The organism is Pseudomonas sp. p99-361, assembly GCF_003935475.1.
In the GTDB taxonomy this organism is placed as follows: domain Bacteria; phylum Pseudomonadota; class Gammaproteobacteria; order Pseudomonadales; family Pseudomonadaceae; genus Aquipseudomonas; species Aquipseudomonas juntendi.
Window position 1 is genome coordinate 1 of the sequence record NZ_RHQO01000047.1, and the last position, 21,047, is coordinate 21,047.

Genomic DNA, 21,047 nt, shown 5'->3' on the forward strand with positions numbered 1-21,047 from the left:
CAGGGGTTACTGGCCCGAAACAAACGTAGGAGCGAGCGCAGCTCGCGATGCGCCGCGCGGGCGGCGCTCGATCTCACCGGCCCTGCATTTCTTGTGACAAACACCTGTCAGCCCTGACGCGATCCCAGCGGAAGCTGGCTTGCCTGCGATAGGGCCCGCCCAGACAGCATCTAACGATGGCCAGCCACCGCAGACTTGGTTAAGGTCAACACACCCCGCATGCCAGGCACTTCCATGGACATCAAGCAGCTCAAGTTCCTCATCGCCCTCGACCAGACCCGCCACTTCGGCCAGGCGGCGGCGCTGTGCCACATCACCCAGCCGACGCTGTCCATGCGCCTGCGCAACCTGGAAGACGAACTGGACCTGGTACTGGTCAAGCGTGGCCAGCGCTTCGAGGGCTTCACCGAGGCAGGCGAGCGCATTCTGGCCTGGGCCCGCACCCTGCTGGCCGCCCACGACGGCCTGCAGGCCGAAGCCGCCAGCTGCCGTGGCCAGGTGGTCGGCAGCCTGCGCCTGGGCACGGTGCCGCTGGCCAGTTTCAACCCCATGCACCTGCTGCTGCCGCTGCGGGAAAAATACCCGGAGCTGCACTTCCAGCTCAGTTCGCTGAGCTCGGAACAGGTCATCGACGGCCTTAGCCGCAACCAGCTCGATCTGGGCATCTGCTACCTGGACCAGGTCAACACCAGCTTCTTCGATGTGATCGAGCTGGGCATCACCACCATGGGCCTGCTGCATGACACCCGGCACTTCCGCTTCGCCAGCGACACCTTGCGCTGGGCCGAGCTGGGCGACATCCCCCTGGGGTTGCTGAGCAAAGGCATGCACTACCGCCAGTCACTGGACCTGAGCTTTCGCAGCCGTGGCCTGGAGCCCAACGCAGTGCTGGAAAGCGATTCGAGCTTCCAACTGATTCAGGCCATCAACACCGGCATGTGCTGCGCGATCATGCCACTGGGCTGCGGCCTGGAAGACCTCAGCGAGCACTTGCGCATCCTGCCGGTGGCCGACGCCGCGATCCATAGCCCGGTCGGCCTGCTGCTGCGCCGCAGCGAGCCACGTTCGGCCATTGCCGAGCAGTGCTTTGCCGAGGCGCAGGCACTGTTTCAGGCGGGCTGATCGCTGGTCGCCTGGCGGTATTGGCGCGGCGTGAAGCCGGTCAGTTGCTTGAACTGGCGGCTGAAGGCGCTGTGGTCGGTGTAGCCGCAGCACATGGCCACCTCGGTGATCGGCAATTCTGAATGCAGCAGGCGATGGGCGTGCTCCAGGCGCGCCTTGTGGATCATCTGCCGTGGCGTGAGGTGGAATACCCGTTTGCAATAGCGCTCCAGCTGGGCCACCGAAATGCCCGCGATGCGGGTCAGCTCACGCATGCTTATGGGCTGGTGAAAATGCTGGCGGATATGTTCGTCCACCGCGGCCAGGCGCTGGTAGGCAGGGTGGCTGTCGGCCGCTGACTGCAGGTCGACCGAGATGCCGACCAGGCCAATGATCTCGCCCGCCTGGCTGTACAACGGGCGCTTGTGGGTCAGGCACCAGCCTGGCTCGCGGCTGCCGTACAAGTGCAGCTCCAGCTGGTCTTCCAGCACCAGGCCCTCCTTCAGCACGCGCCGGTCCTGTTCGGTGTAGCCGGGGCCGAGCTGCGCCGGAAACACTTCGGCGCTGGTCTTGCCCAGCAACGGTTGCAGGCGCTTCAGGCCACAGCGCTGGACCAAGGTGTTGTTGGCCAGCACGTAGCGGGCGGCCGGGTCCTTGATGAAGATCGCTGCGTTGGGGATAGCGTCGAGGATCGGCAGCAGCAGCGAGACACCGGCCAGCAGGGCCTCGAGGGAGGCGGGACGGTGCTGGTCCAGGGAGTGGTAGAGGGGTGCCAGGGGGGTGTCGGTCATCTGCTCAATCTCTGTTGGCTTTGTCGGCCCTTTCGCGGGCATGCCCGCTCCCACAGGTACCTCACAAATCCCGAATCCTGTGCTGTACCTGTGGGAGCGGGCGAGCCCGCGAAGAGGCCGGCACTACTCACACATACCTACAGCCCTTATACGGTATGGCCTACAGCCTATTCCCCACCCTTGTGGCTGACCACTGCTTTTTCCCAACTGTGCCGATTTCGTCATGCCCCTTGCAGAAAACCATCAAGAACCGCCGCCCCGATCGGTCCACTCTATGCCCCACGCAAGCCGCCCAAGCCCTACAAGAACGCGGCCCGAAAGCCGCACCTGGTGACATCAGACCTGCCTATCCAATAACCAACAAAAAGGCGAACCCATGTCAGGCAAATTCAAGAAACAGTTATCGCTGCTGGACCTCACCTTCATCGGCCTCGGCGCCATTTTCGGCTCCGGTTGGCTGTTCGCCGCCAGCCACGTTGCGGCCATCGTCGGCCCGGCCGGCATTCTCTCCTGGTTCCTCGGCGGCTTCGCCGTGCTGCTGCTGGGCATCGTGTACTGCGAACTGGGCGCCGCCCTGCCCCGCGCCGGTGGAGTGGTGCGCTACCCGGTGTACTCGCACGGCCCGCTGCTGGGCTACCTGATGGGCTTCATCACCCTGATCGCCTTCTCCAGCCTGATCGCCATCGAGGTGGTCGCTTCACGCCAATATGCTGCCGCCTGGTTTCCCGAACTGACCAAGGCCGGCTCCAGTGACCCCACCGTGCTTGGCTGGCTGGTGCAGTTCGCCTTGCTGGGGCTGTTCTTCTTCCTCAACTACCGCAGCGTGAAAACCTTTGCCAAGGCCAACAACCTGATCAGCGTGTTCAAGTTCATCGTGCCGCTGCTGGTGATCGGCGTGCTGTTCACCTTCTTCAAGCCGCAGAACTTCACCGTGCAAGGCTTTGCCCCCTTCGGTTTGTCTGGCGTGGAGATGGCCGTATCGGCCGGTGGCATCATCTTCGCCTACCTGGGCCTGACACCGATCATTTCGGTGGCCAGCGAAGTGAAGAACCCGCAGCGCACCATCCCGATTGCGCTGATCCTGTCGGTGCTGCTGTCCACCGCCATCTACGCCCTGCTGCAACTGGCCTTCCTCGGCAGCGTACCCACCGAAATGCTGGCCAACGGCTGGGCCAGCGTAACCAAGGAACTGGCCCTGCCCTACCGTGATATCGCCCTGGCACTGGGGGTGGGTTGGCTGGCCTACCTGGTGGTGGCCGACGCCGTGATCTCGCCCAGTGGCTGCGGCAACATCTACATGAACGCCACCCCACGGGTGATCTATGGCTGGGCGCAAACCGGCACCTTCTTCCGCTACTTCACCCGTATCGACGCCGAGTCCGGCATCCCGCGCCCGGCGCTGTGGCTGACCTTCGCGCTGTCGGTGTTCTGGACCCTGCCCTTCCCGTCGTGGGAGGCGCTGATCAACGTGGTGTCCGCAGCCCTGGTGCTGAGCTATGCCGTGGCCCCGGTCAGTGTCGCCGCGCTGCGCCGCAACGCCCCCGAGATGCCGCGCCCGTTCCGGGTCAAGGGCATGGCGGTGCTGGGCCCCCTGTCGTTCATCATCGCCGCACTGATCGTGTACTGGTCGGGCTGGAATACCGTGTCCTGGCTGCTGGCCCTGCAAATCGTGATGTTCGTGCTGTACCTGGTGTGCAAACGCTTCGTACCGACCCAGCACCTGTCGCTGGCCCAGCAAGTGCGCAGCTCGGCGTGGCTGATCGGCTTCTACGCGGTGACCATCCTGCTGTCCTGGCTGGGCAGCTTCGGCGGCCTGGGCGTGCTTGGCCACCCATTCGACACGGTGGCGGTGGCTGTCAGTGCGCTGGGCATCTACTACTGGGGTGCCGCTACCGGTGTGCCTGCCCACCTGGTACGCCTGGAAGGCGAGGACGAAAGTGAAGCCAGCCATGAGCCCCTGGCAGACCAGCGCTCGGCCGCACTGGCGAGGTGAAGGGCTTTACCCGTGGGAGCTGGCTTGCCAGCGATGAGGCCCGCACCAGCAGCACATGACCATACAGATCAAACAAGGGACAGGCCCATGAAACAGATACACGTCATCGACTCCCACACTGGCGGCGAGCCTACCCGCCTGGTGATGCAGGGCTTCCCGCAACTGCATGGCCGCAGCATGGCCGAGCAGCGCGACGAACTGCGCGAGCTGCACGACCCGTGGCGCCGCGCCTGCCTGCTGGAGCCACGCGGCAACGATGTGCTGGTGGGCGCGCTGTACTGCCCGCCAGTGTCTGCCGACGCCACCTGCGGGGTGATCTTCTTCAACAACGCCGGTTACCTGAACATGTGCGGCCACGGCACCATCGGCCTGGTCGCTTCGCTGCAGCACCTGGGCCTGATCGCACCTGGCGTGCACAAGATCGACACCCCGGTCGGCCAGGTCAGCGCCACCTTGCATGAAGACGGCGCCGTCACTGTCGCCAACGTGCCCGCCTACCGCTACCGCCAGCACGTGGCGGTGGACGTACCCGGGCATGGCGTGGTGCATGGCGACATCGCCTGGGGTGGCAACTGGTTCTTCCTGGTTGCCGAACACCGCCAGCGCATTGAACTGGATAACCGCGAGGCCCTGACCGCGTACACCTGGGCCATGCTCAACGCCCTGCAAGCGCAAGGCATTACCGGCGAGCACGGCGCGCCCATCGACCACGTCGAGCTGTTTGCCGACGACGCCAACGCCGACAGCCGCAACTTCGTGATGTGCCCCGGCAAGGCCTACGACCGCTCGCCCTGCGGCACCGGCACCAGCGCCAAGCTGGCCTGCCTGGCGGCCGACGGCAAGCTGGCCGAGGGCCAGACCTGGGTGCAGGCCAGCATCACCGGCAGCCAGTTCCAGGGCCACTACCAGCGCGACGGCGAGCGGATTCGCCCGTTCATCACCGGCCGCGCCTACATGACCGCCGACAGCACCCTGCTGATCGACGAACAGGACCCATTCGCCTGGGGCATCTGAACCCCGCCTTTTGACCCACCCGAATTTCGCCAGGAGTAACTTGCATGAACAACAACATCTTCACCGGTACCATGCCCGCCCTGATGACCCCGTGCACCGCCGAGCGCAAGCCGGACTTCGACGCGCTGGTGCGCAAAGGCCGTGAATTGATCGATGCCGGCATGAGCGCCGTGGTGTACTGCGGCTCGATGGGCGACTGGCCGCTGCTGACCGAGGCCCAGCGCCAGGAAGGCGTGGCACGCCTGGTGGGCGCCGGCATCCCGACCATCGTCGGCACTGGCGCGGTGAACACCCGCGAGGCGGTGGCGCATGCCGCCCACGCCGCCAAGGTTGGCGCCGCCGGGCTGATGGTCATCCCCCGCGTGCTTAGCCGCGGCGCCTCGCTGATCGCGCAAAAACACCACTTCTCGGCCATTCTCGCCGCGGCACCGAAGCTGCCGGCCGTGATCTACAACAGCCCCTACTACGGCTTTGCCACCCGCGCCGACCTGTTCTTCGAACTGCGCAGCGCATACCCCAACCTGATCGGTTTCAAGGAGTTCGGCGGTGGCGCCGACCTGCGCTACGCCGCCGAACACATCACCTCCAAGGACGATGACGTGACCCTGATGGTCGGCGTCGATACCCAGGTGGTGCATGGCTTCGTCAACTGCAACGCCACCGGTGCCATCACCGGCATCGGCAACGCCCTGCCGCGTGAAGTGCTGCAACTGGTAAGCCTGAGCAAGCAGGCGGCCAAGGGCGACGCCCGCGCCCGCCGCCTGGCGCGTGAGCTGGAAGCGGCGTTGGCGGTGCTGTCGTCGTTCGATGAAGGCTGCGACCTGGTGCTGTACTACAAGCATTTGATGGTGCTCAACGGCGATCGCGAGTACAGCCTGCATTTCAACGAGACCGACGCCCTGACCGACGCCCAGCGCAACTATGCCGAGCAGCAGTACGCCCTGTTCCGCACCTGGTACGCCAGCTGGTCTGCCGAGCAGAACCTGGCCTGATCCAGCGGCCCCTGTGGGAGCGGGCATGCCCGCGAAGTAGACGCCGCGGTGCATGGCACCGGCTTCGCCGGTGTTCGCGGGCGCGCCCGCTCCCACAGGGTAAGCAGTACACCCTTGCTATTGCATGTGATTTCCCAAGGAGGCTCCATGACCCTGACAGGCAACCTGCTCATCGGCCAGACGCCGGTAACCGGCAGCCGCGAAGCCATCCAGGCGGTCAACCCGGCCACCGGCCAGGCACTTCAACCCGCCTACCTCGGTGGCACCGGCGAACACGTGGCCCAGGCCTGCGCCCTGGCCTGGGCGGCGTTCGATGCCTACCGCGAAACCTCGCTCGAACAACGGGCCCACTTTCTCGAAACCATCGCCGCGCAGATCGAAGCGCTGGGCGATGCCCTGATCGACCGGGCCGTGGCCGAAACCGGCCTGCCCAAGGCGCGAATCCAGGGCGAACGCGGCCGTACCTGCACCCAGCTGCGCACCTTCGCCCGTGTGGTGCGCGCCGATGAATGGCTGGATGTGCGCATCGACCAAGCCCTGCCCGAACGCCAGCCGCTGCCGCGCAGCGACCTGCGCCAGCGCCAGGTGGCCTTGGGGCCGGTGGCCGTGTTCGGCGCCAGCAACTTCCCCTTGGCCTTCTCGGTGGCCGGCGGTGACACCGCCTCGGCATTGGCTGCAGGCTGCCCGGTCGTGGTCAAGGCCCACAGCGCGCACCCCGGCACCAGCGAGCTGGTCGGCCGGGCCCTGGCGCAGGCGGCGCAACAGTGCGGCTTGCCAGAAGGTGTGTTCTCGCTGCTGTACGGCGCCGGCCATGAAGTCGGCATCGCGCTGGTCAGCGACCCGCGCATCCAGGCGGTTGGCTTCACCGGCTCGCGCAGCGGTGGCATGGCGCTGAGCCAGGCTGCCCAGACACGCCCGCAGCCGATCCCGGTGTATGCCGAAATGAGTTCGATCAACCCGGTGTTCCTGTGCAACGCCGCCCTGCAAGCCCGCGGCGAAGCACTGGCGCAAGGCTTTGTCGCGTCGCTGACCCAGGGCGCCGGCCAGTTCTGCACCAACCCGGGCCTGGTGATCGCCCGCCAAGGCCCGGCCTTGCAGCGTTTCATCAGTGCGGCCAGCCACCACCTGCAACAGGCGGCCGCGCAAACCATGCTCACCCCGGGCATTTTCAGTGCGTACCAGGCCGGCGTCGCGGCCCTGGCGGAAAACGCCAATGCCCAGCCCGTCGCCAGCGGCCAGGGCGGCACCGGCCCTAACCAGTGCCAGGCGCAACTGTTCGTCACCCAGGCCGAGGCCTTCCTTGCCGACCCGGCATTGCAAGGCGAGGTGTTCGGCGCGGCCTCGTTGCTGGTCGCCTGCAGCAGCGATGAGCAAATGCGCCAGGTTGCCGAGCACCTGGAGGGCCAATTGACCGCCACCCTGCACCTGGACGAAGCCGACATCGACAGCGCCCGCGCCCTGCTGCCCACCTTGGAACGCAAGGCCGGGCGGCTGTTGGTCAACGGCTGGCCGACCGGGGTCGAGGTGTGTGACGCAATGGTGCATGGCGGCCCGTTCCCGGCCACCACCGACGCGCGCACCACTTCGGTGGGTACAGCGGCGATCCTGCGTTTCCTGCGCCCGGTGTGCTACCAGGACTTCCCCGATGCGCTGCTGCCACAGGCCCTGCAACAGGCCAACCCGCTGCAACTGCGGCGCCTGCTGGACGGTAAACGGGAAGGCTGAGCATGCACGAAACCGCTGAAACCGATATCGCCGTGGTGGGCGCCGGCATCGTCGGCGTCGCCTGCGCCCTGCAACTGGCCCGTCAGGGCCGCCGGGTCACCCTACTCGACCGCCAGGCGCCCGGCCATGGCGCCTCGTTCGGCAATGCCGGGCACCTGGCGACCGAGCAAGTGTTCCCGATTGCCGACCTGTCGATCCTCAAGCGCCTGCCACGCATGCTGCTCGACCCCATGGGCCCGCTGCGGCTGGACTGGAAGTACCTGCCCAAGGCCATGCCGTGGTTCACCCGGCTGCTGCTTAATCTGCGCCCAGCGCCGTTCCAGCGCAGCGTGGCCGGCATTCGCCGGTTGAACGAAGCCAGCCTGGGGGCCTGGCAACAGCTGCTGGGCTCGATCGGGCGCAGCGAGCTGTTCCACGCAGCGGGCTCGCTGCTGGTGTTCGAGCGCCCCGAATCACGGCAGGCGCTGGCGGCGTTGCAGGCGCGCCTGCAACAGCAGGCCGTGCCCGTGGATTACTGGTCGGCACACGCCGTACGCGCAGCCGCGCCCCAGCTGAGCGAGTCGTTGCTTGGCGGGTTGTTTTTCCCCAGGACCGGGCATTTCATCGACCCCTACCGGGTGGTCTGCGCGTTGTTCGAGGCGGCCAAGGCCAGCGGCGTGCGCTTTGTACAAGCGCAGGTGGAGGGTGGCCACCTGCACAGCGGCGGGGTCAGCCTGGCCAGCGCCCAGGGCACGTTCAACGCCCGCCAGGTGCTGCTCAGTTGCGGTGCGCATTCGGCACGGCTCACCGCTGCCCTGACCGGCAAACGGGTGCCGCTGGACACCGAGCGTGGCTACCACCTGATGCTGCCTGGCGAACACCAGCGCCTGCCCTTTGCGGTCACTTCGCTGGAGCGCAAGTTCATCATGACCCCCATGGCCGAAGGCCTGCGCCTGGCGGGCACGGTGGAGTTCGCCGGGCTGGAGGCGCCGCCGAGCATGCAGCGGGCGTGGCAGTTGCACCGCTTGAGCAAAGGCTTGTTTCAGCAGGAGCTGAGTGTTGAAGGCGCCACGCCGTGGATGGGCTTTCGGCCTTCGCTGCCCGATTCACTGCCGGTGATCGACCGTGTGTGTGACGGGCGGGTGCTGTTGGCGTTCGGGCACCAACACCTGGGGTTGACCCAGGCGGCGGTCACGGCGCAATGGGTGGGGCGTTTGGCCGAGCGGGCTGGCGGGGCCGAGCTGGCGGCTTACCGGCTGGGCCGTTTTGGGAGATTCTAGGGGCTTGCCGATGGCATCACTCGGCGCGGCATCTTCAGGGTTCGGGAGATCGAGCGCCGCCCGCGCGGCGCATCGCGAGCTGGCGCTCGCTCCTACGTTTGTTTCGGGCCAATTATGCCTGTGGGTGTTGCGCGCGAACGCCTTGGTGTATGGCGCGATATCGCGTCTTACGAAAAGGCGGTCGCGTGCGCCTGACACAGGATGGACTGGCCCGAAACAAACGTAGGAGCGAGCGCCAGCTCGCGATGCGCCGCGCGGGCGGCGCTCGATATCAGCGATAACGCTCAAGCCAGTGCGCATAAGGCGCTGGCAAGGTCCAGGAGGCTTTTTCCACCCCCAGCTCCTTGGCCGCAAAGTAGGCCCAGTGCGGGTCGGCCAGGTGCGCGCGGCCTACCGACACCAGGTCCAGCTGGTTGGCCTGCAATGCCGCTTCGGCCAGCTGCGGGGTACCGAAACCCCACGCCGACGTCACCGGCAGCTTGGCTTCACGGCGCACACGCTCGGCAATCGGCCCCATGAACGCCGGCCCCCAAGGGATGTTGGTATCAGGGATGGTAAAGCCGACACTCACGCTCAGCAGGTCCAGGCCGCCAGCCTTGAACCGACGCGCCAACTCGATCGACTCTTCCAGGGTCTGCTCATCACGGCCGTCGTATTCCAGCACGCCAAAACGCGCCGTCAGCGGCAGGTTTTCTGGCCACACTTCACGTACTGCCGCCAGGGTTTCCAGCAGGAAGCGGCTGCGGTTGTCGAAACTGCCACCGTAGGCATCGGTACGCTTGTTGGAGTGCTCGGAGAAGAAGCTCTGCCCCAGGTAGCCGTGGGCAAAGTGCAGCTCGATCCACTCGAAGCCGGCATCGCGTGCACGGCGGGCGGCATCGACGAAGTCCTGCTTGACCCGGGCGATGTCGTCCAGAGTCATGGCACGCGGCACTTTTGGCAGGTGTGCACCAAAGGCAATGGCCGACGGGGCAATGGTTTCCCAGCCGCGGGCATCGTCGGCGGCAATATGGTCGTCACCTTCCCAGGGCCGGTTGGCGCTGGCCTTGCGCCCGGCGTGGGCGATCTGGATGCCCGGTACCGAACCTGCTGCCTTGATCGCCTGTACCACCGGTACGAACGCCTGGGCATGGGCGTCGCTCCAGATGCCGGCGCAGCCGGGGGTAATGCGCCCCTCCGGGGCCACCGCCGTGGCTTCGACCACCAGCAAGCCGGCACCGCCTCGGGCCATGCCGGCCAGGTGCACATGGTGCCAGTCGTTGATCATGCCGTCCTCGGCCATGTACTGGCACATCGGCGGAATGGCAATGCGGTTGCGCAGGGTGACGTCCTTGAGGGTGTAAGGTTGGAACAACGCGGACATGGGAAACTCCCGGGCTATGTGGATACGATTGTTCGATCATAATCGAACTATGGCAATAATGGAAACCCCCGGTATCATGTGCAGCATGCGAGCCTATAAACATCCCAACCCTGAAGACCTGGTGCTGGAGCGCCTGCTGTACGCCCTGAGCGACCCCGTGCGCATGGGCATCGTGCGCCAGCTGGCCGGTGTGGCCGAAGCCACGTGCGGCGAACTGGACGGCGGCCGGCCCAAGTCGAGCATGTCCCACCACTTTCGCGTCTTGCGTGATGCGGGGTTGGTGCATACCCGCAATGTGGGCACAACCCACATGAATTCGCTGCGCAGCGAAATGCTGGAGGCCCGCTTCCCGGGGTTGCTGGCGTGCATTCTGCGCCAGCAGTAATACCTGCCCTGCGCCGCAAACAGCCCCGAACAGGCAACAAAAAAGCCACGAGGTCACCCCCGTGGCTTTCGGTCACAACCTGGCGGCCAATTACAGCGCCATGTCGTTCTCTGGCTTGCTTTCAACCGGTTGGCTTGGCGCAACGGTGGTACCGACGCTGGCGTCGATCACCGGTGGCTTCTCCAGTTGCAGTACTTCAGCGGTGTAGTTCCACTCTTTCTGGGTGGCCGCTGCCGAATCATTGAGCTTGGTGCCGTAGCTCGGAACGATCTGCTTGATCTTGGCCTGCCACTCTGGGGTAGCGACCTTCTCCTTGAACACGGTTTCCAGCACGTTGAGCATGATCGGCGCAGCGGTCGAAGCACCTGGCGAGGCGCCCAGCAGGCCTGCGATGGTGCGGTCTTCGGAGGCCACCACTTCGGTACCCAGCTTCAGCACACCGCCCTTCTCGGCATCACGCTTGATGATCTGCACGCGCTGGCCGGCCTGCCACAGTTTCCAGTCTTCCTTCTTGGCGTTCGGGAAGTAGGTGCGCAGGGCTTCGAAGCGGTCGTCGTCAGACAGCATCAGCTGGCCAGCGAGGTACTCCACCAGCGGGTACTGCTCGATACCGACCTTGGTCATCGGCCACACGTTGTGGGGGGTGGTGGTGCTCAGCAGGTCCAGGTACGAACCGTTCTTCAGGAACTTGGTGGAGAAGGTGGCGAACGGGCCAAACAGGACCACGCGCTTGCCGTCCAGCACGCGGGTGTCCAGGTGCGGTACCGACATGGGTGGCGCGCCGGTCGAAGCAATACCGTAGGCCTTGGCCATGTGCTGCATGGCCACGGTCGGGCTCTCGGTGACCAGGAACGAGCCACCCACCGGGAAGCCTGCGTATTCCTTGGCTTCTGGAATGCCCGACTTCTGCAGCAGCTTCAGGGCACCACCGCCGGCACCGATGAACAGGAACTTGGCGTCGGTGGCCGACTCGGTACCGTCCTTCAGGTTCTTGTACTCGACGTGCCAGGAGCCATCCTTGTTGCGGGTGATGTCCTGCACTTCGCTGGACAGCTTCAGGTCGAAGCCTTTCTGGGTTTGCAGGTGGCCAACGAACTGGCGGGTGATCTCGCCGAAGTTCACGTCGGTGCCGATTGGCGTCCAGGTCACGGCCAGCTTCTGGCTAGGGTCGCGGCCTTCCATCATCAGCGGGACCCACTTGGCGATCTGCGCGTGGTCCTCGGAGTACTGCATCGGGCGGAACAGCGGGCTGGCCTGCAGCGCGTCGTAACGCTTCTTCAGGAACTTGATGTTGTCATCGCCCCAGACGAAGCTCATGTGCGGGGTGGTGTTGATGAACGAATGCGGGTTCTTCAGCACGCCCTGGCGGACCTGCCACGACCAGAACTGACGGGAAATCTGGAAGGCCTCGTTGATTTCGATGGCCTTGGAGATATTGATGTTGCCGTCTTTGTCTTCCGGGGTGTAGTTCAGCTCGGCCAGCGCCGAGTGGCCGGTACCGGCGTTGTTCCAGCCGTTGGAGCTTTCTTCGGCCACGCCGTCCAGGCGCTCGACCATTTCCATCGACCAGCTTGGCTCCAGCTCGTGCAGCCACACGGCCAGGGTGGAGCTCATGATGCCGCCGCCGACCAGCAGTACGTCGACTTTCTTGGTTTCTGCGGCGTGCGCTTGCATGCAGCTTGCAGCGACAGCCAGACCCAGCAAGGTCTTGCCAGCTTTCTTGAACATTGATCAATTCCAGTCATAAGAACAGAGGGAGGGCCTGTGGCTGACCCAAGTAAAGCGTGTTCTTCAGCGCAGGCTTGTTATTGATCATTGTTCAGCAGCTAGAGAACGAGAAAACGACCCTGCCTTTTGTCGAATTGACTGACTTGGCTGAATCGTTTTGCCGATTGTACTTGAAATGCCTGCACAAACAAATTGCAGCCCTTTACGTCAAGGCGGCAGGTTGTCCCATGGCGCGCAGGCAAAACATCTTGCCGATTGCAGTTCAGCACAGACTGAACGCCGAAGGCATGCCCTTGGCGCATTTGCTGCAAACGCTCGGGCGCTATCGCCATGGGCACCTGGGCTGGCACCCGGAGGTGGCGACGTTGTCGGTGATGGGGGCGTTTCCGCTCAACGACACCGACCGGGCGCTGGAATTGCTGCAAGCGGCACTGCCGGTGCGGGTGCAGCGGCTGACGCCGTGGTGGGTCACAGTCGAGCCGGCTTGATACCTGAACACCTTTGAACCCAGCGCCTTGCATCGCGCTGGATTCTTCGCGGGCATGCCCGCTCCCACACAGACAGCGTGAACTCGAAGCCGGCGCAGTACCTGTGGGAGCGGGCGAGCCCGCGAAGCAGGCGACGCGGTGTTCATCAGTTATGAAAATCAATGCCAAGCCAGTTCCCTTTTTCCAATCGCGTTCGGTTAACCCGGCATAGCCCGTCCAACTCACCTTACCGACTCCAGAGACCCGCATGCCGACGCCCTTCCAACCCATGCTTCGCCTGGCGCTTGCCGCGCCCCTTTCGCTGTGTGCCGCCGCACCGCTGATGTTGCCGGCCAACCTGGCCCATGCCGAACAGCCCGCCGAAACCCGCTTCGATATCGCCCCCGGCTCGCTGGCCAGCGCCCTCAACCAGTTCAGCAGCCAGGCCGGCATCTACCTGGCCGGCAGCAACGAGTTGGCCGCCGGCAAGCTCAGCCAGGGCCTGCAAGGCCGCTACAGCGTGGCCCAGGGCCTGGCCCGCCTGCTACAGGGCAGTGGCTTGCAAGCGGTTGCACAAGGCAACGCCGGCTATGTGCTGCAACCGCAGGCCGAGGGCAACGCCCTGCAACTGGACGCTACCGCGATCAATGCAGCCACCCTGCTGGTCAGCAACGGCCAGAGCGACACGGGTTACCGTGCGGTCGCCAGCAGCACGGCCAGCAAGACCAGCAGCGCCCTGGCCGATACCCCACGCTCTGTCTCGGTGGTGACCCGCCAGCGCCTGGACGACCAGCAGTCACAAACCCTCACCGAAGTGCTGGGCTATGTGCCGGGCATTTTCTCGCCGCCCTTCGCCGGCGGCGATGGCCAGGCCGGCGACCTGTTCTTCATCCGCGGCTTCAACGCTACCGATTACGGTTATGGCCTGCTGCGTGACGGCCTGCGGGTACAGGGCAACCGCTACGACACCAGCAGCGAACCCTATGGCCTGGAGCGGGTGGAAGTGTTCCGCGGGCCGACTTCGATCCTGTACGGTGAAAACGCCCCCGGCGGCGTGGTCAACCTGGTCAGCAAGCAGCCCACCGCCGAGCCCCGCGGGGAAGTGCAACTGAGCTACGGCTCGCACAACCGCCGCCAGCTGGGCGTGGACATTTCCGGGCCATTGACCGATGCGGGCAATGTACTGGGCCGCCTGGTGATGCTGGGCCGCAACGCCGATACCCAGGTCGACCACCAGCCCGACGACCGCCTGTACCTTGCCCCCTCGCTGACGCTGAATTTCGATGATGACAACAGCCTGACCGTGCTGGCCACCTATCAGCGCGACCGCACCCTGATGGAGCTGGGCTTCCCCGCCGCCGGTACCCTGCTGCACAACCCCAATGGCAAGATCGACAAGGACCAGTTGTCCGGCAACCCGGACTGGGACAACTTCGAGCGGGAAACCTGGACCCTGGGTTACGCGTTCAGCCACCGCGTCAACGACACCTGGCAGTTCCGCCAGAACTCGCGCTACCTGCAGTCGCGCCTGAACGACAACGGCTTCGGCAGTACCCTCGGCAACACGGCCTACGACCGCTATAACAAGTCCATCGCCTACTCGCTGGACAACCAGTTCGAAGGCCACTTCACCCCCGGCGCCTTCGACCACACCGTGCTGGCAGGGCTGAGCCTGGACCGCACCTCATTCAACCAGGACTGGGATGCCGGCAACGGCGGCACCATCAACGTATTCGCGCCGGTCTGGAACGGCAAGCCGAGTACGCCGTCGCCTGTGCAGAACGCCCTGCTGGAACAGACCCTGTACGGCCTCTACAGCCAGCTGCAAACCAAGGTCGACCGGCGGGTGCTGCTGCTGGGCGGGCGCCTGGACCGGGTCAACAGCCAGTACCGCAACAAGGCAGGCACCCTCAACGCCGCGGCCGACATGAACAGCTGGGACAGCAAGTTCACCTGGCAAACCGGCGTGATGTACCAGTTCGACAATGGCCTGTCACCGTACGCCAGCTATGCCACCGCCTTCGCCCCGACCCAGCAGACCGAAAGCAGAAGCGGCCCACTCGACCCCACCACCAGCGAGCAGTACGAACTCGGCATCAAGTACGAACCCAAAGGCTGGAACACCGCCTTTACCGCATCGGTGTTCGACCTGCGCAAAAAGGACGATGTGCTCTACGACGCGGCCGTGGGTGACTACCGTCAGATCGGCGCCAGCCGCGCCAAGGGTGTGGAGCTTGAACTGAACAGCGACCTCAGCGAGCACGGGTGACGTAACCTTGGTCGACGCCAAGGTAGGCTACGCGATAGACGACAACTGGTCGGTAGAGGTGAACGCGCGCAACCTGTTCGACAAAGAATACGTGGCCGGCTGCAATAACGCCGGGCGCTGCTACTGGGGTGAAGAGCGCACCTTGCTCGGCACCGTTTCGCTGCGCTGGTAACCCTTGGCCGGATAACAAAAACCCCCGGCCATTTGCATGACCGGGGGCATTGGATCACGCCGCAAGGGGCGCGATCAGGGTACCGCCAAGATTACTGCTGCTGAGGCAGTTTATCGATCGGGCCGCAGCCACCGATGATCTTGGAGATGGAAACCGAAGGGTGGAACAGGTAGTCGTAGGTGCAGTTTTTCGGTTGGTTGTAAACCTGGCCAGTGCAACCCGACAACAGGGCAACACCCGAAACGACAGCAACGGCTACAGTGGCCTTGAACAGCTTTTTCATTACTAAGTCCTTTAAATGAAACATTTGCGGCCATCGTCTGATGGCGGCGGGATGATACAGAAACTGAGCATTGGATCCAAGTCGCAGGGTCTTGAATGCTCAGCCCTTCCCTATCAATCGGTTTCCAGCTGGTACGCCTTGCTCACGAACACTGCTGCGAACAGGCTCTTGCCTTCCTTGAAGGTGTAGGTTTCCTCGAACTGGCCGTCTTCGACCAGCTTCTGCCCGATGGCACATTCGGAGTCGCTGTGGTTCTTCGCCTTCGCGCCGAAATCACTGCTCCACGATGACAGCCCCACGTCCTGGCAGAATGCCGCGAACTTGGCCTTGGGAACCCGCTGCTGGTAATCGTTGAACGCCTGCTTGAGCGGCTTGAAGCCGCTGTAGCTCAAGGTGTAGTTCTCGACCTTGGCCTTGCGGGCAAAGCCGCTCACCGCCTCCGCCAGCACCGCCTGGCCGGAATACGCGCTGTAGGCGCCGATCACCATGGCACTCAGGGCGCTCTTGAGCTGGGTTTCAACATCGTCCAGCTCCGGCAGCGACTGGAACTCGGCCTTGCGCACGATCTCACCGACCTTGGAGCCGTCGTTGCGGTGGGTAACCACGAACGTCATCGAGCCTTCACCGTCGCTGGAGCGCTTGATGGTGAAGTCCAGGTCGACCGTGGTACCAAAGTCGCCGGTACTGCTGACCAGGAAGGCACCGGTCACCGGCTGGCGCACGGCCATGTTGCCCCCCCAGTTGAAACTCGATGGGGCGGCGCGCCCGTTGGCGAGCAGCTCGGCCCGTGGCTGGATCTCGTCGCTGACATCGGCCACCAATACCACCTCGGCGCCCTTGGTGGCCACGAACGGGTTGCCCATCTGCATGCCCAGCAACTGCACATGGATACTGCCGTCCTTGCTGTCCCCGTCGTGAGCCAGCTTCAGCGCATCTGCCTTCAGGTACACGCCGGCCACATCACGGCTGGCGTTGAGCTGGTACTTGGCCCAACCGGCCAGGCCTTCCCCGGCCGCACTGCCCTGTACCGACTCCATCAGGCCTGACAGGCCGCGCATGAACTGCTGAGCCCCGTTGGTCTGTGCAGCGGCCACGCGGATTTCCGGGTCGGCCACGGTCAGGTTGCCGGAAAACGCCGAGTAGGAAATGTCGCCCTCGGACAAGACGTCTTCCAGGAAGTAGCGCTCCTTGAAGTCGTCGTAGTAGGCCATCGCAGCCTTCTTGCCCGAGCTGGAAAGCAGGGCATAGCCACCGCCGAGCACCAGCACCGCTGCGGCCACACCGCCCATCAGCAGCTGCTTCTTGTTCATCTGTTTGATCATGGTGTTTGCCTCACTGGACCATGGCGGAAGCGTTGTTCCAGTCGTTCACGTACTGTTGGGAGACCTCGGGGGTCCAGCTGAAATCGATGCCGGCGTTGGGGAATTCCTTGGCCAGTACGGCACCGAACGATACGCGGTCGGCACAGTGTTCCTGCTTGCAGGCCTCTGGCTCGCCGGCGCTGTAGGCGCGGTAGGTGGGCACCGCGCGGCCGTCGTCCAGCGGGTAGTACGGCGTGGCGTTGGCCACTTGGGTTACGTACCAGCCCTCGCCGTATTCCTCGTCCGCGACCAGGCGGCCTTTGCTCGGGAAATCGATGTTGTAGAAGTCGCCCTGCTTGCCGGTTACATGCACCATCATCGTCGCCACAGTGGCCGAGGTAGCCGGGTTCTGCTGCTCCAGTGGCGACGCGAAGCGCACCTTGATGCCGGCCATCTGCGCCAGTGCCTCGGTTTCACGCCCCTTGAACTCGCTCATACCGTCCTGCAGCTGCTGGTAGCGCTCCAGCACACGGGTGTGCACGCGCGCCAGTTCCTGCTGGCGCTGGCGCAGCTCGCGCTGGCGTTGCTGCTCACGCTGTACCGCCCAGTTGGCACCGTCGCGCACATCGAAGAACAGGCCTTGGCGGTTGATGCCGATGCGGTTGCGGGTGATCTTCTGCGCGTCATTGCCCCAAAGGCTGTTAGTGATGGCCGAGATGTCCTTGACGATCAACAGGGTGGCCACATCGGTGGTGGACGGCGAGGCGGTCTTGACCAGGTCGAAGATCTCCAGCGCGGCCTCCTTGTACTTGGCCGGGTCCAGGGCAAATGATTCGTCCGGGGTGACCGCCACGTAGTACGGGTCGCTGCCGAACGGGCGCAATACGCCATAGCTGGAACGGCTGAAGGTCAGGTACACCTTCATCTGCCGGCCGGGGATTTCACCCACCAGGAATGCGGCCTGGTCTGCGTCGGCAGTCAGGTAGGAAACCGCCTTGTCCTTCACTGCGGCCTCCAGGCGCTTGGTGAAGATCAGGCCACTGGGGTGGGCATAGACCTTGTCCCAGTTATCGCCACGATAGGTACCCACCGCTTTCCAGCTGATTCTGTCGAAGCTGCCTTGGCCAAAGCCGGAGGCCGGGCACGGCATGGCCGGGGTGGTGCCGAACGACAGGGTGTCGCCTGCGCCGATGATCGATTTGCTCAGCACCCATTTGCAGCCGGCGCCGTCGGTTACCTGCATCAGGTTGGGGTTTGCCAGGACCACCGGGCGGCCAAAGTCCGAGCTCGGGGCTGCGGCCACTGCTGGGGCTGGGGCCGCCGCGGGTGGTGCAGCAGGGGCTTGGGCGGGCGCAGCAGGCGCTGGTTCTGCCGCTACGGCGGGCGCCGGTGCCGGTTGTGCCGGCGCGGGGGCGGGTTCGGCAACTGCCGGGGCCTCTGCCGTGGCAGGTGCAGGGGCAGGTGCCTGCTCCGCTGCCGGTGCCGCCGCCGGTTCCGGTGCAGCAGGCGCCGGGGCGGCAACGGCAGGTGCAGCAGCCAGTGTCACCAGCCCCAGGTTGCTGGCATTGCCCGAGCCGCTGGCGTACAGCTTGCCGTTGCCATCGACTGCCTTCCAACTCACCTTGGCGGTCGAGCAGTCCTTGGCAAACACGAACGGCAGCTTGCTCAGCAGGCCCGTCAGCAGCTCCTGGTTATCCCAGGCTGGGCGGCTGATGGTCAGGTCGACCTGGGGTTTGCACCAGGTGCTGGCATCGCCAGGCACTTCGACCTTGATGTTGTCTTTCTTGGAATAGGCCAGCTCATGGGCGAACGCTTGCGGTACCAGACCACAAACGCCGATCACAGCCAGCGCGAGCGCGTGCTTTTTCATGGAGTCCTCAGATCAGTTCCCAGGTGCCGTTGGCTTGTTTGCAGAAGGTGTTCTGCTCTTGTTCGGTCTTGCCGTTTTGCGCCTTCAGGCTGACGGTGACCGGGCGGCAGGCCGCTTCGGCGGCAACGGTCTGGGTGGGCAGCGACTGCAGCGAGTCCAGGTCGAAGGCTTGGGTTTCCTTGCTGGCGGCAACGTCCAGCTCGTCCAGGTTTACCGCCGGGGTCACCCGCTTGGCCACGGCCTGCGCCTTGGGCTCCACGTAGTCCTTGTGCACGTAGCCCACGGTCACCCCCTTGCGCCCGACCAGGATCCAGTCGCCGGTGGCGCCCACTGCGGTGAACTCGGTGTGGTTCTTCAGGCTGCCGACCTTCTCGCCAGAGGCGTTCGGCGCGGCGCGTACGTTCAGGTTGTCGCTGGTGGTCACATACGGTTCGTTGATCAGCTTCATCGACGGCACGGCCTGGATCTTGGGCGCGCGCTTGACCTCGACCTGCTTGGTCTTGGTGTATTCCTTGCCTGGCACGATCTGCGCGCTGGCGCCAGAGTGGTCGGACTTCCAGGTCACGGGCTGGGCGCTGGCCGTAGCCTGCTGCTGGCTCAGTACTTCCTGGGTGCGCAACGCCAGGGCCTGCTGGTCCTTCTCATCGAGCATATTGCCGATGCGGTTGCCGACGTAGGCGCCAATCCCACCCGCGATCAGCGCGGCGGCAATCTTGCCGTTGCCACTGCCCAAGGTCGAACCGATGGCAACGCCAGCCAGGCCACCGATCACCGTGCCCGCTTGCTCTTTGCTGATCCCGAGCTGTGCACAGGCCGTGGTAGAAGCGATGGCGACCGCCAGAAGGGACGCGACGAATTTCTTACGCAAGTGGAGCACTCCATTGTCGATGGGGCGCACAGCCGCGTACCGCAGCCAATGGCAGGCGGCGGCAGGCGAAGGTGTGCGTTGATTTGAGAGGGGGCGCGGCACTGGTCGCGAGCGGCAATTCAGCCGCCCGGCGCGGGGCAAAAAGGAAGACCAGTACGGCGCGAAGCATCCAACGAATCCATGTCAGAAAAAGTCACCGCCCAGCGCGCGTAATCATTACGGCGTTTGGCCTGGGCGTGAGTGGTGTAGTAGAGGGCCGCATTGTAGCCCAAGGTGCTATCGGCAGTTCAAGACAAAATGTTGCGGTCCTCAGCGTCGGCAGGACCGGCCCCTCGCGGGCACGCCCGCTCCCACAGGTTTTCAGGTACAGCACCGTCCCCTGTGGGAGCGGGCGTGCCCGCGAAGGGGCCAGCCCAGCAAACACGATTCCAGGGCAATAAAACACTGCCCACCGACAACATCACAGAACCATTTTGCCTATGGCTGCCCTGATCCAAACCACCAAAACGACGAAGCCCCCGAAAACTTCAACGTTTTCGGGGGCTTCGGCTACTTCGCGTATGGCGGAGAGATAGGGATTTGAACCCTAGGTACTGTTGCCAGTACAACGGATTTCGAATCCGTCCCGTTCGACCACTCCGGCATCTCTCCAATGCCGCGCATCATACCAGCGTTCTTTTAAAACGCAAACCTTTTTTTAAAAAAAATCGCGTGGTATCAGGCGCTTGCGTGAACGCACCGCTTACAGCGGCACGCCCAGGCGCTTGGCAACTTCTTCGTAGGCTTCGATCACGTCGCCCAGGCCCTGGCGGAAGCGGTCCTTGTCCATCTTCTTGCGGGTTTCTTTATCCCACAGGCGGCAACCGTCTGGGCTGAACTCGTCACCCAGCACGATCTGGCCGTGGAATACGCCGAACTCCAGCTTGAAGTCGACCAGCAGCAGGCCGGCGTCATCGAACAGCTTGCTCAGCACTTCGTTGACCTTCAACGACAGCTTTTTCATTTCTGCCAACTGCTCGGCGGTGCCCCAGCCGAACGCGACAACGTGGGACTCGTTGATGAACGGGTCGCCCTTCTCGTCGTTTTTCAGGAACAGCTCGAAGGTGGAGGGCTCCAGCTTGATGCCTTCTTCAACGCCCAGGCGCTTGACCAGGCTGCCGGCCGCGTAGTTGCGCACTACGCATTCGACCGGGATCATGTCCAGCTTCTTGACCAGGCATTCGTTGTCGCCCAGCAGCTTGTCGAACTGGGTCGGCACACCGGCTTCTTCCAGCTTTTGCATGATGAAGGCGTTGAACTTGTTGTTCACCATGCCTTTACGGTCGAGCTGTTCGATGCGCTTGCCGTCGAACGCCGACGTGTCGTTACGGAACAGCAGGATCAAGCGGTCGGCGTCATCGGTCTTGTAAACCGATTTGGCCTTGCCGCGGTAGAGTTCGTCGCGTTTTTCCATGATTGGGCTCCGC

Annotated in this window: 15 protein-coding genes, 1 tRNA gene and 2 pseudogenes; 9 read left to right on the forward strand and 9 right to left on the reverse strand. The window is 64.3% G+C overall.

Annotated elements, in window-relative coordinates:
- The first annotated feature begins 234 nt into the window (after positions 1-234).
- Positions 235-1,122 (forward strand): LysR family transcriptional regulator, encoded by an 888-nt coding sequence (locus EGJ22_RS18660; RefSeq protein ID WP_029886564.1) that lies wholly within the window; start codon positions 235-237, stop codon positions 1,120-1,122.
- On the opposite strand, the gene EGJ22_RS18665 is transcribed toward EGJ22_RS18660, so the two are convergent.
- Positions 1,110-1,892, reverse strand: coding sequence for an AraC family transcriptional regulator (locus tag EGJ22_RS18665; protein ID WP_029886565.1), 783 nt, complete (start codon positions 1,890-1,892; stop codon positions 1,110-1,112). The genes EGJ22_RS18660 and EGJ22_RS18665 overlap by 13 nt on opposite strands.
- 376 nt (positions 1,893-2,268) lie before the next feature.
- Here EGJ22_RS18665 and EGJ22_RS18675 point away from each other — a divergent pair, with 376 nt between their 5' ends.
- The 5 genes from EGJ22_RS18675 to EGJ22_RS18700 all read left to right on the forward strand — a co-directional run bounded on the left by EGJ22_RS18675 (position 2,269) and on the right by EGJ22_RS18700 (position 8,875).
- On the forward strand, positions 2,269-3,885 hold the full coding sequence (locus tag EGJ22_RS18675) for an APC family permease (RefSeq protein WP_029886566.1): 1,617 nt from the start codon (positions 2,269-2,271) through the stop codon (positions 3,883-3,885).
- 87 nt (positions 3,886-3,972) lie between these two features.
- Positions 3,973-4,899 carry a 4-hydroxyproline epimerase gene (locus EGJ22_RS18680; RefSeq protein ID WP_029886567.1) on the forward strand — a complete coding sequence of 309 codons (927 nt, stop codon included), beginning with the start codon at positions 3,973-3,975 and terminating at the stop codon, positions 4,897-4,899.
- Between the two features lie 44 nt (positions 4,900-4,943).
- Entirely contained in the window at positions 4,944-5,891 is a 948-nt protein-coding gene (locus EGJ22_RS18685) for a dihydrodipicolinate synthase family protein (RefSeq protein ID WP_009683314.1), read from the forward strand.
- Between the two features lie 147 nt (positions 5,892-6,038).
- Positions 6,039-7,616: an aldehyde dehydrogenase (NADP(+)) gene (locus EGJ22_RS18695; RefSeq protein WP_125920335.1), complete on the forward strand. Its 1,578-nt coding sequence runs from the start codon at positions 6,039-6,041 to the stop codon at positions 7,614-7,616.
- 2 nt (positions 7,617-7,618) lie between these two features.
- A complete protein-coding gene (locus EGJ22_RS18700) occupies positions 7,619-8,875 on the forward strand; it encodes an FAD-binding oxidoreductase (RefSeq protein WP_029886569.1) in 1,257 nt (418 codons plus the stop codon).
- 271 nt (positions 8,876-9,146) lie between these two features.
- Here EGJ22_RS18700 and xenA read toward each other — a convergent pair whose 3' ends face one another.
- Positions 9,147-10,238, reverse strand: a complete 1,092-nt coding sequence (gene xenA / locus EGJ22_RS18705) for a xenobiotic reductase XenA (protein ID WP_029886570.1) — start codon at positions 10,236-10,238, stop codon at positions 9,147-9,149.
- Positions 10,239-10,287: 49 nt separating this feature from the next.
- Between xenA and EGJ22_RS18710 the strand changes: the two genes are divergently transcribed.
- Positions 10,288-10,623 carry a helix-turn-helix transcriptional regulator gene (locus EGJ22_RS18710; RefSeq protein ID WP_029886571.1) on the forward strand — a complete coding sequence of 112 codons (336 nt, stop codon included), beginning with the start codon at positions 10,288-10,290 and terminating at the stop codon, positions 10,621-10,623.
- A 90-nt stretch (positions 10,624-10,713) separates the two neighbouring features.
- On the opposite strand, the gene mqo is transcribed toward EGJ22_RS18710, so the two are convergent.
- Positions 10,714-12,351, reverse strand: a complete 1,638-nt coding sequence (mqo, locus tag EGJ22_RS18715) for a malate dehydrogenase (quinone) (protein ID WP_029886572.1) — start codon at positions 12,349-12,351, stop codon at positions 10,714-10,716.
- Between the two features lie 260 nt (positions 12,352-12,611).
- Between mqo and EGJ22_RS18720 the strand changes: the two are divergent.
- Both EGJ22_RS18720 and EGJ22_RS18725 read left to right on the forward strand, forming a co-directional pair.
- Positions 12,612-12,839 (forward strand): annotated as a pseudogene (locus tag EGJ22_RS18720) (iron dicitrate transport regulator FecR); the annotation flags it as partial.
- Positions 12,840-13,086: 247 nt separating this feature from the next.
- A pseudogene (locus tag EGJ22_RS18725) lies at positions 13,087-15,259 on the forward strand (TonB-dependent siderophore receptor).
- 91 nt (positions 15,260-15,350) lie between these two features.
- Here the strand turns inward: EGJ22_RS18725 and EGJ22_RS18730 are convergent.
- The 6 genes from EGJ22_RS18730 to purC all read right to left on the reverse strand — a co-directional run bounded on the left by EGJ22_RS18730 (position 15,351) and on the right by purC (position 21,034).
- Positions 15,351-15,542: a YhfL family protein gene (locus EGJ22_RS18730; protein ID WP_003254720.1), complete on the reverse strand. Its 192-nt coding sequence runs from the start codon at positions 15,540-15,542 to the stop codon at positions 15,351-15,353.
- A 113-nt stretch (positions 15,543-15,655) separates the two neighbouring features.
- Complete coding sequence (locus EGJ22_RS18735) at positions 15,656-16,864, reverse strand: hypothetical protein (RefSeq protein WP_029886574.1); 1,209 nt, start codon at positions 16,862-16,864, stop codon at positions 15,656-15,658.
- Between the two features lie 10 nt (positions 16,865-16,874).
- Positions 16,875-18,713 carry a hypothetical protein gene (locus EGJ22_RS18740; protein ID WP_125920336.1) on the reverse strand — a complete coding sequence of 613 codons (1,839 nt, stop codon included), beginning with the start codon at positions 18,711-18,713 and terminating at the stop codon, positions 16,875-16,877.
- A gap of 7 nt (positions 18,714-18,720) precedes the next feature.
- The gene (locus EGJ22_RS18745) at positions 18,721-19,581 is read right to left on the reverse strand and encodes an SH3 domain-containing protein (RefSeq protein ID WP_009681801.1); all 861 of its coding nucleotides are present in this window, start codon (positions 19,579-19,581) and stop codon (positions 18,721-18,723) included.
- Between the two features lie 561 nt (positions 19,582-20,142).
- Positions 20,143-20,232: transfer RNA gene (locus EGJ22_RS18760), tRNA-Ser, on the reverse strand.
- Between the two features lie 91 nt (positions 20,233-20,323).
- The gene (gene purC, locus EGJ22_RS18765) at positions 20,324-21,034 is read right to left on the reverse strand and encodes a phosphoribosylaminoimidazolesuccinocarboxamide synthase (RefSeq protein WP_004375217.1); all 711 of its coding nucleotides are present in this window, start codon (positions 21,032-21,034) and stop codon (positions 20,324-20,326) included.
- Positions 21,035-21,047 lie beyond the last annotated feature (13 nt).

Bases quoted from the DNA above. Each gene is read 5' to 3' on its own strand.
- EGJ22_RS18700 (WP_029886569.1), top strand. From the start codon at position 7,619: ATGCACGAAACCGCTGAAACCGATATCGCCGTGGTGGGCGCCGGCATC.
- EGJ22_RS18665 (WP_029886565.1), bottom strand. From the start codon at position 1,892: ATGACCGACACCCCCCTGGCACCCCTCTACCACTCCCTGGACCAGCAC.
- xenA (WP_029886570.1), bottom strand. From the start codon at position 10,238: ATGTCCGCGTTGTTCCAACCTTACACCCTCAAGGACGTCACCCTGCGC.
- purC (WP_004375217.1), bottom strand. From the start codon at position 21,034: ATGGAAAAACGCGACGAACTCTACCGCGGCAAGGCCAAATCGGTTTAC.
- EGJ22_RS18710 (WP_029886571.1), top strand. From the start codon at position 10,288: ATGGCAATAATGGAAACCCCCGGTATCATGTGCAGCATGCGAGCCTAT.
- EGJ22_RS18685 (WP_009683314.1), top strand. From the start codon at position 4,944: ATGAACAACAACATCTTCACCGGTACCATGCCCGCCCTGATGACCCCG.
- EGJ22_RS18680 (WP_029886567.1), top strand. From the start codon at position 3,973: ATGAAACAGATACACGTCATCGACTCCCACACTGGCGGCGAGCCTACC.
- EGJ22_RS18660 (WP_029886564.1), top strand. From the start codon at position 235: ATGGACATCAAGCAGCTCAAGTTCCTCATCGCCCTCGACCAGACCCGC.
- mqo (WP_029886572.1), bottom strand. From the start codon at position 12,351: ATGTTCAAGAAAGCTGGCAAGACCTTGCTGGGTCTGGCTGTCGCTGCA.
- EGJ22_RS18675 (WP_029886566.1), top strand. From the start codon at position 2,269: ATGTCAGGCAAATTCAAGAAACAGTTATCGCTGCTGGACCTCACCTTC.
- EGJ22_RS18740 (WP_125920336.1), bottom strand. From the start codon at position 18,713: ATGAAAAAGCACGCGCTCGCGCTGGCTGTGATCGGCGTTTGTGGTCTG.
- EGJ22_RS18730 (WP_003254720.1), bottom strand. From the start codon at position 15,542: ATGAAAAAGCTGTTCAAGGCCACTGTAGCCGTTGCTGTCGTTTCGGGT.
- EGJ22_RS18735 (WP_029886574.1), bottom strand. From the start codon at position 16,864: ATGATCAAACAGATGAACAAGAAGCAGCTGCTGATGGGCGGTGTGGCC.
- EGJ22_RS18695 (WP_125920335.1), top strand. From the start codon at position 6,039: ATGACCCTGACAGGCAACCTGCTCATCGGCCAGACGCCGGTAACCGGC.